The organism is Fervidicola ferrireducens (genome assembly GCF_001562425.1).
GTDB lineage: Bacteria > Bacillota > Thermosediminibacteria > Thermosediminibacterales > Thermosediminibacteraceae > Fervidicola > Fervidicola ferrireducens.
Genome location: NZ_LOED01000010.1, coordinates 20,085 through 33,285 on the forward strand (window position 1 = coordinate 20,085; position 13,201 = coordinate 33,285).

Genomic DNA, 13,201 nt, shown 5'->3' on the forward strand with positions numbered 1-13,201 from the left:
GGCGGACTATAAATAGCCCAGCTATCTAAACTGTATGTTTTTATCAAGTTTATACAGTTTAGATAACCAGGTGATGGAATGCGTTTTTGCAGGTTTTCGTACGGGGGAAAAACAACTTGGGGCATACTGGAAGACGAAAAAGTCCAGCCCCTGGCCGGGCCGCCGTATTACGGAATTGTCAAAGAGGGAGAGCCGCTTTTGCTGGCGGACGTAAAGCTTGTTGCACCGGTTGAGCCTTCAAAGATCATCTGCCTGGGGTTAAACTACGCCGACCACGCAAAGGAAATGGGAGTGGCCCTGCCTGAAGAGCCCGTGCTTTTTATGAAGCCTCCTTCCAGCATTATAGGGCCAGGGGAGGCGATAGTCATGCCGGATGTATCCCGAAGGGTGGATTACGAGGCGGAACTCGCGGTGGTAATGGGGAAAAAGGCGTATAAAGTTTCCAGGGAAAAGGCCTTGGAGTTTGTTTTCGGATACACATGCGCTAACGACGTGACGGCCCGGGACCTTCAGCAAAAGGACGGACAGTGGACTAGGAGCAAGTCCTTCGATACTTTTTGTCCGCTAGGCCCTTGGCTTGAGACGGAGCTGGACCCTTCAAGCCTCAATATCGAGCTTAAGCAGAACGGCGTTATAAAGCAAAAATCCAATACAGAGAATTTAATATTCAAGGTACCTGAGATCATCTCATTTATATCCTCAGTAATGACATTGTTTCCCGGTGACGTTATCCTTACCGGGACGCCCGCGGGCGTTGGCCCCGTAGAGCCTGGGGATGTCCTGGAGGTTATAATCGAAGGGATAGGAACGCTGGAAAATAGAGTAAAATTATAAGGCCGCCATTTTAGATGGCGGCCTTAATTTTCCTCCTTTCGAGCTTCCTCTACCGCTTTTATAAAAAGCTCCAGACTGGAGGGCGGAATTTTCTTTGCCTTGGCTTTTTTTACAACATCGTGGTATTCGTACATTATCTCGCTGCCTTCCCTTACGACGTAGTCACCGCTTATCCTGTCGGCTTCTTCTTCCAAAAACCAGCTCAAAGGCTTTCCGGTGTAGGCGGCGAGTATTTTGAGGGCCTTTTTGGAAGGTTCCCGTTTTCCCGTAGCGTACTTTTGTAAGGTTGTGTGGTGTATTTTATAACCGGTTTTTTCGTAAATCCGGTTTGCAAGTTCCACGTAGGAAAGGTCTCCCTTTATTAAGTCTATTTTTTTACCAATGCTGTTTATCATATACTCCCCCAATCCGTCAAAATGAGCGTAAAAAGACACATTGACTACTTAAGACATATTGTCTATAATAATACCGTTGCCTATGTTTGATCGGCTACTTAAATATGTTACAAATTAATACTCGACATGTCAAGTTTGTGCTTTTTAATGGAGTTGATCCGATGGTCGGCATAGTAATGATTTCCCATTACAACACAGCTATTGAACTACATAGGACACTGGAGTTCCTCCTTGGAACTCAGCAGTGTGTGGAGTCGGTGGGCCTTCATCCTGGAGAAAGTAAGGAAAACTTTAAGCTCCGGGTAAAAGAGGCGGTTTTCAGGGTGTACGGGGATGATGGGGTATTGATACTTATAGATGTGTTCGGAGAAATTCCGTGTAACATCTGCATTGAGTTGATAGGTTCGGAATTAAAACATTTGAACGTTGACATGGTGACGGGTTTGAGCCTTCCTATGGTGCTTAAAGCTTGCAAAGCGAGGTTATTCAAGAATTTGAGCGAACTGGTAGGTGAGGTGAAAAAGGCGGCGGTGGGCGGTGTGATTGTTTATTCGGAAATGGTGTGAATCCATGGTTATTGAAGAACCGGCCTTTAATGGGTCGGTTTTTTTATGTAAAATTAAAATGGTGATGAAAATGATAATATCGGCCAGCAGGAGGACCGACATCCCGGCCTATTACACCCGGTGGTTCATGGACAAGGTCAGAAAAGGAAAGGTTGTAGTTTATAACCCCTTCAACGGATTAAAAAGGGAAATATCGCTAAAATCGGAAGATGTGGATGCTGTGGTATTCTGGAGCAAAAATTTTGGTCCTTTGATTCCATACCTCGATGAGCTGAAAGATAAATACCGCCTGTATTTCTTGTTCACCATAACTGGGCTTTCCGGCATACTTGAAGACCACGTTATTGCGGCCGACGAAGCCATAAGACAGTTTATTGAAATATCCCGCATGTTTTCGCCCGGTCACATACAGTGGAGGTTTGACCCCATAGTGATTACCAGTGCCACCGGACCAGAGTTTTATCTAAAGAATTTCACATACCTGGCCCGCAGGCTTCAGGGCTACACCCGGCGGTGCTATATAAGTTTTGCCACTTTGTACGGCAAGGTAAAAAAGAACTTCAATTTGCTAGAAAAGCAAAAGGGTATTAGCCTTATACCTTGGGATGATGAGGAAAAAAAAGAATTCGCAAACAGATTGGGGAGCATAGCAAGAGAATACGGAATTACAGTGTACAGTTGCTGCAACGATTACCTTGTAGGCGATTACGTCCGAAAGGGAAGCTGCGTAGACGTAAACGCCATAAACGAACTTTACTCCTGCGACATAAAGGCGCCTTTAAACCCCACAAGGCCGGGCTGCGGTTGCTACAAGAGCGTGGATATAGGGGTTTACAACACATGTCCGCACGGCTGCCGCTACTGCTACGCCAACAGTGATATTATAAAAGCTAAAGAAAACTACCGCTCTCATGATCCTTTTTCTGACTTTTTAATTGCTCGAGAATAAGAAAGATAATTTTGACAAGAAATACTAAACCTGGTATGATGGATTCGAGGTGGAAGAATGGATAGAACGGTCAAAGAAATATCTTCGGAGGAACTCGAGAAGTACAAAAAAGGCTTAAGGGAAAAACTTTTTAAAGAAAAAGAGGCCCTTGAGGAAAGGTATAAAAGGGCTTGGGAGGTTGCAGAAAAAGCTGCAGGGTTATTATATTCCAAATATAAAGCTGAGAAGGTTATGGTTTTTGGTTCGCTAATCAACAAAGAATTTTTTAATAAATGGTCTGACGTAGATATAGCCGTCTTGGGCCTTGATGACAAAGGGTTTTTTAAAGCAGTTGCAGAAGTTAGCTTTTTAAGCAAAGAATTTAAAATTGATATAGTTGATCTAGAGAACTGCTCAGATTCATTGAAAGAAAAAATTATTAAGGAAGGAAAGGAGTTATGAATAGCAAGTATTTAACACTATCCGGACGTATAAAACAGGAAATTTCAGAGATTAAAACATGTATCGATAGAGCAAAAAAAGCATGGAATCGAGCTAAGGAATCCTCAGATCCCCTTTATCTAGATAGTGTGGCTTTGAACCTCCACGATTTCTACGGCGGCCTTGAAAGGGTTTTTGAACTTATAGCGGAGAATATAGATGAGGTCAAGCCTGCTGGGGGCAACTGGCATCAAGAACTGCTAAGGCAGATGGCTACTGAAATACCCAAAATCCGACCTGCGGTTATTTCCCAGGAGTTAAAGCAAAAATTAGACGAGTACAGAGCCTTTCGCCATATTGTGAGAAATGTTTACGCGCATAACTTTAAGGCTGAAAGAATAGAAAAGCTGGTGGAAAATATTGATGAGCTTATTAAAGCTACCGAAGAAGAATTACTGAATTTTTGTAATTTCCTGGAAGAAACGTGAAAAATATACTAGGAGAGGAGAAAAGTTGATGGCAAGGGTTTTTGTGACCGGAGGAGCGGGCTACATTGGAAGCCACGTGGTAAAGCTTCTTGGCGAAAGGGGCCATGAAGTTTTGGTCTACGACAACCTTTCGACCGGCAGCAGAAAGGCCGTGCTGTGGGGCAAGCTGGTGGAGGGCGACATTTTGGACTATAAGACCTTGAAGGATGCAATGGAAAATTTCAAACCCGATGCGGTGATGCACTTTGCGGCGAAGATCGTAGTGCCGGAGTCGGTCAAAAAGCCGCTTTTATATTATGAAAACAACACTTGCGGAGCGATAAACATACTGAAAGCCATGAGGCAGTGCGGCGTAAAAAAATTTATTTTTTCCTCAACGGCGGCGGTCTACGGCGAGCCGGACAAGATGCCCATTACGGAAGATTACCCCTTGAACCCTGTAAACCCTTACGGAAGGAGCAAGGCTGCCGTGGAAGCAGTGCTGCGCGATCTTTCGACGGCTGAGGACTTCAGGTACGTATCGCTCAGGTACTTCAACGTGGCCGGCGCTGACCCCGAAGGGCAAATAGGGGAGACGAAACCCGATGCCACCCACCTCATAACCATGTGCGTGAGGACTGCCTGCGGAAAGCGGGACAGGCTTTACATATACGGCACCGACTACCCCACCCGGGACGGCACCTGTATCAGGGATTACATCCACGTGATGGACCTGGCGGATGCCCATCTGCTCGCCTTGGATTACCTTTTGTCGGGCGGGGAAAGTGACACCTTTAACTGCGGTTACGGCAGAGGCTATTCGGTGAAGGAAGTCGTGGACGAGGCAAAAAAAGTGACGGGAGTGGACTTTACGGTGGAGTACGCGCCCCGCAGGCCTGGAGATCCGCCGGAGCTGGTGGCCGACTCGAAAAAGATTCGGGGAAGACTGGGCTGGAAGCCCCGGTACGATGACCTGGGATTTATAATAAAGACTGCCTGGGAATGGGAAAGAAAACGGGCATAGTATTCCTGGGGCTCAAGAGCTAAAAAAGATTAGCGTAGAAGGTGAGAACTTGAAGCTCAACAAGATAAAAGATAACGTCTACTATATCGACGGTGCGGTAAACATGGGGCTTATCGTGGCTGATGACGGCAGCGCGCTGCTCTTGGACGCCGGCATCGACGACAGCGTTTCCCGAAAGGCAAGAAGGATTATAGAAGAAAGCGGCTTTAAGCTCAAGGGGATAGCAATAACCCACGCCCACGCCGACCACAGCGGCGGAGCACCCTACCTCGTAAAGGCCACGGGAGCGAAGGTGTACTCGAGCGCCTTTGAAAAGACCGCCCTGGAATTTCCGGTATGGGAGCCGCTTTACCTTTTTTCCGGAGCCTATCCGCCTGCTCCTTTGAGGAACAAATTCCTTTTTGCGCCGCAGGTCAAAGTGGACGGGGTTTTGGAGCCGGGGTCGCATAATATCGAGGGAATCGAAGTGGAAGTAGTGGACCTTTCCGGGCACACGCTGGGCCAGATTGGAATAAAGGTAGACAGCGTTCTCTTTTGTGCCGATGCTGTGATAGCGCCTGAATACATAGAAAAGCACGGTATACCGCTGAACGCCCATATCGAAAAGGCCCTGGCGACTTTGGAACTTTTGGAAAAAACCTCTGCTTCTTTTTTCGTCCCCGCCCACGGGGCCCCTGTGGATGACATAAAGCCGGTGGTGGAAACAAACCGGCAAAGGATTAGAGATACAATCGAGTATATCACTTGTCTTTTAAAAGAGCCCCGTACGGCGGAGGAAGTGCTCAAAGGGGTTTGCGAAAGGTTTCAAATAGAGATAACCACCATGACCCAGTATTACCTGATGAACCTCACGGTAATGGCTTACATCGGTTACCTGCTGGATGAGGGATTGATAACAAAATTTTATGAAAAAAACCGGCAGTACTTCCGTGAAAAAAGCTAACAAAATCTTAACAGAGGATGGGATGAGAAGTTGTTTTTGATAAAGGAGTTCAAATTTGACGCGGCCCACAACCTGGTGAGCTATAAGGGCAAGTGCGAAAAGCTTCACGGCCACACCTACAGGCTGGTGGTGGTGCTGGATGGAGTTCCGGACCGGGAAGGAATGATAATGGATTTTTTGGAGCTGAAGGAGATTGTGAATGAAAAGGTATTGAAAAAACTCGACCATTCCTACATAAACGACATTATAAAGCAGCCTTCAGCGGAGAACATAGCCGTTTGGGTGTGGGAGCAGCTTGAAAAAAGCGTGAGAAGGGAAAACTGTCGGCTTTACGAGGTGCAGGTCTGGGAGACCGCAACGAGTGGAGTCGTCTACAGGGGTGAAAGCCTTGAAGGACGTTCAAAGTGAAAGGGACGAAAGGCGGGTCCCTCTCAAAAAGGTCGGGGTAAAAAACATAGAGTGGCCGTTAAAGGTGCTGGACAAGGCTAGGGGCCATCAGTACACGGTTGCGAAGATAAGCCTTTCCGTCGATTTGAGGCATGACGTGCGGGGAACCCACATGAGCAGGTTCGTGGAAGTGTTAAACAACCTTGAAATGCTGAGCCCGGCTGCCCTTCTGGAAATTCTCTCCGAAATAAAGGAAAAGCTGCAGGCTGAAAAAAGTTACCTCAAGATGTGCTTTCCGTATTTTCTGTGGAAAGAATCGCCGGTTTCCCGGCTTTCCTCGCCCTTGAAAATACAAGCCCTGGTAGAGGCCGAAAGCGGCATTAAGTCCACCATAACCATGGGAGTGAAGGTTCCGGTGCATACCCTGTGTCCGTGTTCTAAGGAAATCAGCGAAAACGGGGCGCACAATCAGCGGGCGGTGGTGGAGATTTACGTTAGATCAAAAAAGATGATATGGTTTGAAGACCTTTCAGAAATAGCCGAAAAGAGCGCCAGCTGTCCCATATACACCCTCCTTAAAAGGCCCGATGAAAAGTTCGTGACGGAAATGGCGTACAGCAACGCAAAATTCGTGGAGGATGTGACTCGGGACGCGGCCTTGGAGCTGGAAAAGGACGAGAGGATAGAATGGTATAAAGTGCAGGTTACAAGTTTCGAGAGTATCCACAATCACGATGCCTTTGCGTGCGTGGAAAAGGGGTGGCTGCACGGTGCTGATGGAGATTTCGCGTGAGTATTTGAGAGCCGAAATGGAGAGGGTGGGGGCCCATCCCGCATCCTTTCCCATTTTCGAAAAGAAAGCGGATGTCATCTTGCTTAAAGTTTTCGGCGTGATATCGCCGGGGGCCAACGTAATAAAGCAGGAAATGCTGTCCCTCGGCGGGGATGCGGTGGTTCACAAAAACGCCGTGGACTGCAAGGTAGAAAGGTCGGACGTGATCTTGATGGGGACAAAAAAGCAGTATGAGGCTTTACTTAAAAAGCTGGATAGAGCGAATTACTTCGGCTTGCAGGAGGTTAGGAAAAAGCTGAAAGATTACCTCGAAAAGAAAAAGCCTGACCACGTCGAAAGCCCCTGGGGACGAAGGATAACTTTCGAGCGCACCCGGCTGATGGGTATAATAAACGTCACTCCGGACTCCTTTTTTGCAGGTTCGAGAAAGGAAGACTTAAAACAGGCCCTGCAGGCCGCTTCCGATATGATTGAAAACGGAGCCGACATCTTAGATATAGGCGGTCTTTCCACCCGTCCGGGTTCGGAGCCCGTAGGGGAGGAGGAAGAGTTAAAAAGAGTGGTTCCGGCCGTAAAGGCTATCCGGCAAGAGTTCCCGCAAATTCCCATATCCGTTGACACTTACAGGGCCAAAGTGGCGAAAGAGGCGCTGGACGCCGGTGCGGACATAATTAACGACATCAGCGGCCTGCAGTTTGACGAAAATCTGGTAAAGGTGGTGGCCGAATATAAGGCTCCCCTGGTGCTCATGCACATAAAAGGGACGCCCAAGGATATGCAGAAAAATCCCCATTACGACGATGTGGTGAGAGAAATAGCCGAATACTTTTGCGAGAGGATGGAATTCGCCGTTTCTTCCGGAGTAAGACCCGAGAGCATCATCCTGGACCCCGGAATAGGTTTTGGGAAGAATTACGAGCACAACCTGGAAATCTTAAGCCGGCTGAAAGAGTTCAAGAGCTTCAAAAAGCCGCTGCTTATTGGGGCGTCGAGGAAGACCTTTATCGGGAAGGCTCTGGGGGATTTGCCTCCCGAAGAAAGGCTGGAAGGAACCCTTGCGGTTACGGCTTTATGCGCGTTAAGCGGCGTGGACATAGTGAGGGTGCACGACGTAAAGGAAAACCGGCGGGTCTTAGACATCGTGGAGGCGGTAAAATGCCGAGGGCGTTCATAGCCCTTGGGAGCAACCTGGGGGACAGGAAAAAGAACATCGCCGAAGCGGTGGAAAGGATGAGGCGGCGGGGCATAAAAATCATCAAGATGTCTTCAGTCATCGAAACGGAGCCTTATGGGTATAAAGAGCAGGAAAAATTTTTAAACGCCGCCTGCCTTGTGGAAACCGAGCTTTCGCCCCTGGAACTTTTGGATGTGCTGCTTGATATAGAAAAGGAGATGGGGCGTGAAAGAAAAATTCGCTGGGGGCCCCGCAACATAGACCTCGACCTCATATTTTACGAGGACAGGGTAATAAGGGAAGAGCGCCTGGAGGTGCCCCATCCCGACGCCCACAATAGAACTTTCGTGATGGGCCCGATTGCCGAAATAGACCCCGATTTTGTCCATCCGGTATTGAAGAAAAAGGTGGGGGAGATATACAGGGAACTTGTAGAATAAACCTGTTTACAAACCCATGCCGGATTGATAAGCTTTTTTTAAGAGAAATGTTTTTAAGAAAGAAGCTGATAATTTGATGGGGCGAGGAGACAATCGGGGTCTTTTGTTGTTATTTGTTTTGACGGCGATTTTCGGCCTGGTATTCGGCACCGCATTGGCTTTTTATACCAACGGACATCTTTCTCAAGTGGAGAAAGAAGTGTACGGTTCCGAACCCGGCGGAGGGGAAGTTGTGCCCGGTGGCGAAAATTTATATCGGGGAAACGGAGATTACACGGGAGAATTAAATAATCTGCTGGCAAAGAGACTTCTCGGAAAGAAAGTATCCCCAGTAGGTGGGGTCAAAAAAGGAAAGGTGGCATATCTTACCTTTGATGACGGGCCCAGTTCTAATACTCCGGAGATACTGGAAATACTAAGGCAGTACAACGTTAAGGCCACCTTTTTTGTGAACGGATGGAAAAAAAAGAATTTTGAACAAATGCTGAGGATGATTCACGAAGAAGGTCATGCCCTGGGGAACCATACCTACAGCCACCGATACGAGATAATCTATTCTTCGGTGGAAAACTTCATGGCGGACCTTAAAAAGCAGGAGGAAATGATTTACGAGGCAACGGGCGTGAGGCCCAAAATAATCCGCTTTCCCGGCGGTTCCGACAACCTGGTTAGCAGGAGGTTTGGCGGAAAGGATATAATGGAAAAAATCGCCGAGCGGCTTAAAAAAGAGGGTTACGTCTATATAGACTGGAACGCTTCTGCAGGCGATGCTTTAAAGCCTCCTCTTTCTAAAGCACAGATGATGGAAGCTGTCCGGCGGACGACGAAAGGGAAAAACCCGGTGGTGCTTTTGATGCACGACCTGGATTCCAAAAGGAGCACCCTGGAAATACTGCCATGGATAATAGAGTATCTGAAGGGTGAAGGTTACGAATTTGGGACTATAAGGGACGGGATAGACGGACTTAAGAGGGTAAACAGAACTAATTTTTGGAAGAAAGGAGGAAAATAATGGCAAGCAGCGTGATAATAACCGACAGTTCCTGCGATTTTCCGGAAGGGGCTTTAAAAGACCTGCCGGTTAAAGTTCTTGAAATGCCGGTGGCGTTGAAGGACGACCCAAAGAAGGATATTTCCCATCTTGACATCAAGGAGTTTTACGATTTAATGCGAAAGGGTAAGATATTGCCCACCACTTCCCAGGTAAATGCGGCAAGGTTCATGGACTGCTTTAAGGAATGTTTGGAACAAGGCAAGACTCCCATAGTTATAGGCCTTTCTTCGAAACTCACGAAAAGCTACGAAGCTGCACTGGTGGCTAAAAGCAACATGCCGGAACCTGATAAAGTGATAGTCATTGATTCAAAGTGCGCCAGCCTCGGTCTTGGATTGGTTGTAATGAAGGCGGCCAGGATGGCCATCGAAGGTCATCCACCAGAAGAGATTGCAAAGGCTGCCGAATCTTATGCCCACCGGTTGGAACACATATTTACGGTGGATTCCCTTGAACACCTCAAGAGAGGAGGCAGGCTTTCTACCGCCCAGGCCTTCGTCGGAGGACTTTTGAACATAAAACCGGTCTTACATTTTGTAGACGGGGGTATCGAGCCCCTTGAAAAAGTGAGGGGGAAAAGAAACGCTCTAAAGAGGATGCTGGATATAATGGGGGAAAGAGCTAAAAACCTGGAAGACCAGGTAGTGGGGATAAGCCACGCCGACGACGAAGAAGGGGCAAGGGAACTCGAAAGGGAGATAAGGCAAAGATTTAATCCCAAAGATGTCGTGATTTCCTGGATCGGGCCCGTGATAGGGGCCCACGCGGGGCCGGGGACGCTGGCCCTGTTTTTCGAAAGGGCGTAAAAAATCCGCCCCCATAAGGGGCGGATTTTTATTCCTCCAAAAGCCTTTTTTCGCCCTGAAGCTCCTTTATGCGTCCTATTTCTTGGGTTACTTCGAGAGTTCCAACGTAATTTTTTTCTTCGTCCCTCACGGCAAAATACCGGATGTAAATTAATTTGCCCTTCAAATTTATCCAGAATTCCTCTACGTCTTTTTTGCCTTCTTTGAAGTTTTTCAGGATTTTTTCGACGACGGGGTAACTTGCCGGCGGATGGCAGTTTTGAACTTTTCTGCCGATGACGGTTTTGGGCCTAGTAAATATTCTGTCTTTTGTTGCGGAAAAATATCTTACGGTGTCGTTCTTGTCCACAAAAGTAATGTCCACGGGAAGGTGGTTGAAGATTAATTCGATTTCCTTCGGAGTAAGCATTCCGGTGGGGAATTTTATGAATCCCTTGGTGGTATCATCGGCGATGGCTTCTCCCGCTTTTTCCAGGTCTACCCTTGCAGGCTTCCACTCAGCCTCGGGTTCCACCAGGCAGTAGCCTATTTCATCTTCGGATTTGTAAATTTGATACCATTCGTCTTCGGTGAGTTTCTGCTCGGCGGTGGGGAGGAGGATCTTTTCCTCTTTGAATATCATTTCCTTGATTTTAGTGGCAAGCTCCATTGTTTTCTCCACCACTTGACCTTTAGCCCCGGAACTGTAATTATACAGCATGTCCCTCAGCCGTCTGAGGTCTTCCCTTATTTCGTCATCAACGCCCCACATTACCTTGGAAGGTCCGTATATGCCGTATTTTTCAAGATAGGGGAAAAGGAGTTCCTCTTTTCTCTTGTAATGTTTTTCCACGTCAAAAAGAAGGTTCACCTTTTCCAAAAGCTTCAGTGCTGTATTTTTCTCTGCGTCAGGCTGAGAATTTTTTAGCTCTTCGAGAAGCGGATTTATCTCCTTTTCTATCAATTCCTCTATGGCCCGGTTTTCTTTAAAGAAGGTATTGAGCGGGTGGCCTGGGATGGCTTTAGGTTCGGGCTTTTGCTCCAATGCTTCCTTAAATATGGCAGCATGGACGTCGCAGAGCCTCTGGACCTCTTCCACGGGCATACCCTCCTGGATGAGGGCCTGTTCCATGGCGGACACTTCTTCGGCGGAGACGTCCTTTATGATTTCCCTGAACCTTTGCTTTACCTCGTCCACGCTCTTTCCCCGGTGAAGGTCCATGATGAGTTCTTTGAGCGCTTTCATCCTGAACTCTCGATTCTGGATGAGTTCTGACATAATAAAACCTCCTTAAGGCTGGAATACCACGACGAGGAGCATCTTGAATCTTTCCACCGCATAAAGGGCGTGAGGGATACCTGCGGGCATCACTATCATCTGGCCGGCTTTTAGACGAAATTTTTCCTGGCCTATAGTTATTTCCGCTTCTCCGTCTAGAATCTGAACTAACGCATCTCCCGGCGAGGAATGGGCGCTGATTTCTTCGCCTTTGTCAAAAGAGAAAATCGTTACGCTCAAGTTTTTTCCCTGTGCAAGGGTTCGGCTTTCCACCCTGCCTTCTCTGTATTCTACTAGGTCAACTATGTTGCAAATTTCCGAGTGAGGTATGTTCCTGATAAATTTTCCGGTTTTCTCCATAGAATCACCCCCAAAAAAATTTCTAATGTTGTGCTTTTCTATATTTTATCATTTTGTGATAAAATATGTATGACGTTAATCACATTTAAGAGGTGTTTTTATGAAATCCGAAAGCACAAAGAAAGACAAATATACTTACAAGGATTATTTATCCTGGACCGATGATGGAAGATGGCAATTGATAGAGGGTATTGCTTACGACATGAGTCCTTCGCCATCTGTACAACATCAAAGAGTACTTAGAAAGTTGTTGGTGAGGTTTGATCTTTTCCTTGAAGGCAAGCAGTGCGAAGTATTCAGTGCACCTTTCGATGTAAGGCTGCCCGAAGGAGATGAGAAAGACGAGGATGTAAAAACCGTAGTGCAGCCCGATATCCTTGTAGTATGTGACGAATCCAAGCTGGATAAAAGAGGATGTAAGGGGCCCCCTGACTTGATAGTGGAAATAGTATCGAGTTCATCCGCATCGATGGATTACATAAAGAAGCTTAATTTGTATGAAAGGCACGGTGTGAAGGAATACTGGATAGTTAATCCCGAAAATAAGACCGCAATGATTTACAGGCTCAACGAGAGGAAGGAATATGAAGCACCGGAAATTCACTCGGATGGAGATGTAATTGAGTCTAAAGTTTTAGAAGGATTTTTTGTGAATTTAAGAGAGATATTTGAGGAATAGCAATTAATTTTTAATAAAATCTTAGCGGGAAAGGGGATTTTCGAAGTTGATTCAGGAATTCAAAGGTAAAAAACCCAACATCCACAAAAGCTGTTTTATTGCTCCGACCGCCGATGTCATTGGGGACGTTACTATCGGAGAGAATTCAAGCGTGTGGCACAGGGCTGTCATAAGGGGGGACATAAACGGCATAAAGATAGGGGCAAATTCCAATATTCAGGATGGCACAGTAATCCACGTCACGGAAACGCATCCGGTCACGGTAGGGGATAACGTAACCGTGGGCCACAGCGCCGTTTTGCACGGCTGCACGGTCAAGGACAACGCCCTAATAGGCATGGGAGCCATAGTACTCGACGGTGCGGTAATAGGCGAAGGGGCACTGGTGGGTGCCGGCTCTTTGGTGCCCGAGGGGAAGGAGATTCCGCCTAACTGTCTTGCTTTAGGGGTTCCGGCGAAGGTTATTAGAGAGCTTACTAAAGAACAGTTAGAAGCCATAAAAAAGAACGCCGAAGAGTACGTAAGGCTTGCAAAAAACTATATGGAAAGTTAGTCGTTTATGGTTTCTTGGACCGGCACAAGCCGGCCTTTTTTATTTTCACTTGACAAACTGTACAGAAAATTATAAAATATCAATGGTCAGATGTCAGAC

The 13,201-nt window shown here is 47.0% G+C and carries 18 protein-coding genes; 15 read left to right on the forward strand and 3 right to left on the reverse strand.

Annotated elements, in window-relative coordinates; translation table 11 throughout:
* Nucleotides 1–78: 78 nt before the first annotated feature.
* Nucleotides 79–834: a fumarylacetoacetate hydrolase family protein gene (locus AN618_RS05260; protein ID WP_066352925.1), complete on the forward strand. Its 756-nt coding sequence runs from the start codon at nt 79–81 to the stop codon at nt 832–834.
* A 23-nt stretch (nt 835–857) separates the two neighbouring features.
* On the opposite strand, the gene AN618_RS05265 is transcribed toward AN618_RS05260, so the two are convergent.
* The gene (locus AN618_RS05265; protein WP_066352927.1) at nt 858–1,229 is read right to left on the reverse strand and encodes a helix-turn-helix domain-containing protein; all 372 of its coding nucleotides are present in this window, start codon (nt 1,227–1,229) and stop codon (nt 858–860) included.
* 161 nt (nt 1,230–1,390) lie between these two features.
* Here AN618_RS05265 and AN618_RS05270 point away from each other — a divergent pair, with 161 nt between their 5' ends.
* The 12 genes from AN618_RS05270 to AN618_RS05325 all read left to right on the forward strand — a co-directional run bounded on the left by AN618_RS05270 (nt 1,391) and on the right by AN618_RS05325 (nt 10,252).
* Entirely contained in the window at nt 1,391–1,795 is a 405-nt protein-coding gene (locus tag AN618_RS05270; protein WP_066352928.1) for a PTS sugar transporter subunit IIA, read from the forward strand.
* Between the two features lie 58 nt (nt 1,796–1,853).
* The gene (locus tag AN618_RS05275) at nt 1,854–2,744 is read left to right on the forward strand and encodes a DUF1848 domain-containing protein (protein WP_187694883.1); all 891 of its coding nucleotides are present in this window, start codon (nt 1,854–1,856) and stop codon (nt 2,742–2,744) included.
* A gap of 57 nt (nt 2,745–2,801) precedes the next feature.
* Nucleotides 2,802–3,185 carry a nucleotidyltransferase family protein gene (locus AN618_RS05280; protein WP_187694884.1) on the forward strand — a complete coding sequence of 128 codons (384 nt, stop codon included), beginning with the start codon at nt 2,802–2,804 and terminating at the stop codon, nt 3,183–3,185.
* Nucleotides 3,182–3,652 carry a ribonuclease toxin HepT-like protein gene (locus AN618_RS05285; RefSeq protein ID WP_066352929.1) on the forward strand — a complete coding sequence of 157 codons (471 nt, stop codon included), beginning with the start codon at nt 3,182–3,184 and terminating at the stop codon, nt 3,650–3,652. The genes AN618_RS05280 and AN618_RS05285 overlap by 4 nt, the downstream gene beginning before the upstream one ends.
* Before the next feature lie 28 nt (nt 3,653–3,680).
* Nucleotides 3,681–4,655, forward strand: coding sequence for a UDP-glucose 4-epimerase GalE (galE, locus tag AN618_RS05290; RefSeq protein ID WP_066352931.1), 975 nt, complete (start codon nt 3,681–3,683; stop codon nt 4,653–4,655).
* 49 nt (nt 4,656–4,704) lie between these two features.
* Nucleotides 4,705–5,598 carry an MBL fold metallo-hydrolase gene (locus AN618_RS05295; protein ID WP_066352933.1) on the forward strand — a complete coding sequence of 298 codons (894 nt, stop codon included), beginning with the start codon at nt 4,705–4,707 and terminating at the stop codon, nt 5,596–5,598.
* A 30-nt stretch (nt 5,599–5,628) separates the two neighbouring features.
* Nucleotides 5,629–6,006 (forward strand): 6-carboxytetrahydropterin synthase QueD, encoded by a 378-nt coding sequence (gene queD, locus AN618_RS05300; RefSeq protein ID WP_066352935.1) that lies wholly within the window; start codon nt 5,629–5,631, stop codon nt 6,004–6,006.
* The gene (folE2, locus tag AN618_RS05305) at nt 5,987–6,778 is read left to right on the forward strand and encodes a GTP cyclohydrolase FolE2 (protein ID WP_066352936.1); all 792 of its coding nucleotides are present in this window, start codon (nt 5,987–5,989) and stop codon (nt 6,776–6,778) included. Before queD ends, folE2 begins: the two co-directional genes overlap by 20 nt.
* The gene (gene folP / locus AN618_RS05310) at nt 6,756–7,952 is read left to right on the forward strand and encodes a dihydropteroate synthase (RefSeq protein ID WP_083515064.1); all 1,197 of its coding nucleotides are present in this window, start codon (nt 6,756–6,758) and stop codon (nt 7,950–7,952) included. The genes folE2 and folP overlap by 23 nt, the downstream gene beginning before the upstream one ends.
* Entirely contained in the window at nt 7,934–8,392 is a 459-nt protein-coding gene (gene folK / locus AN618_RS05315) for a 2-amino-4-hydroxy-6-hydroxymethyldihydropteridine diphosphokinase (RefSeq protein ID WP_066352938.1), read from the forward strand. The genes folP and folK overlap by 19 nt, the downstream gene beginning before the upstream one ends.
* 118 nt (nt 8,393–8,510) lie before the next feature.
* Nucleotides 8,511–9,404, forward strand: a complete 894-nt coding sequence (locus tag AN618_RS05320; RefSeq protein ID WP_187694885.1) for a polysaccharide deacetylase family protein — start codon at nt 8,511–8,513, stop codon at nt 9,402–9,404.
* A complete protein-coding gene (locus AN618_RS05325; RefSeq protein WP_066352943.1) occupies nt 9,404–10,252 on the forward strand; it encodes a DegV family protein in 849 nt (282 codons plus the stop codon). The genes AN618_RS05320 and AN618_RS05325 overlap by 1 nt, the downstream gene beginning before the upstream one ends.
* Before the next feature lie 28 nt (nt 10,253–10,280).
* On the opposite strand, the gene AN618_RS05330 is transcribed toward AN618_RS05325, so the two are convergent.
* The gene (locus AN618_RS05330; RefSeq protein ID WP_066352945.1) at nt 10,281–11,510 is read right to left on the reverse strand and encodes a DUF438 domain-containing protein; all 1,230 of its coding nucleotides are present in this window, start codon (nt 11,508–11,510) and stop codon (nt 10,281–10,283) included.
* A 12-nt stretch (nt 11,511–11,522) separates the two neighbouring features.
* Nucleotides 11,523–11,870 carry a cupin domain-containing protein gene (locus tag AN618_RS05335; RefSeq protein WP_066352947.1) on the reverse strand — a complete coding sequence of 116 codons (348 nt, stop codon included), beginning with the start codon at nt 11,868–11,870 and terminating at the stop codon, nt 11,523–11,525.
* A gap of 100 nt (nt 11,871–11,970) precedes the next feature.
* On the opposite strand from AN618_RS05335, the gene AN618_RS05340 reads away from it, so the two are divergent.
* Together AN618_RS05340 and AN618_RS05345 are read left to right on the forward strand one after the other, a co-directional pair.
* The gene (locus AN618_RS05340) at nt 11,971–12,549 is read left to right on the forward strand and encodes a Uma2 family endonuclease (protein ID WP_066352949.1); all 579 of its coding nucleotides are present in this window, start codon (nt 11,971–11,973) and stop codon (nt 12,547–12,549) included.
* A 46-nt stretch (nt 12,550–12,595) separates the two neighbouring features.
* Nucleotides 12,596–13,102: a gamma carbonic anhydrase family protein gene (locus AN618_RS05345; protein WP_066352952.1), complete on the forward strand. Its 507-nt coding sequence runs from the start codon at nt 12,596–12,598 to the stop codon at nt 13,100–13,102.
* Nucleotides 13,103–13,201: the final 99 nt, after the last annotated feature.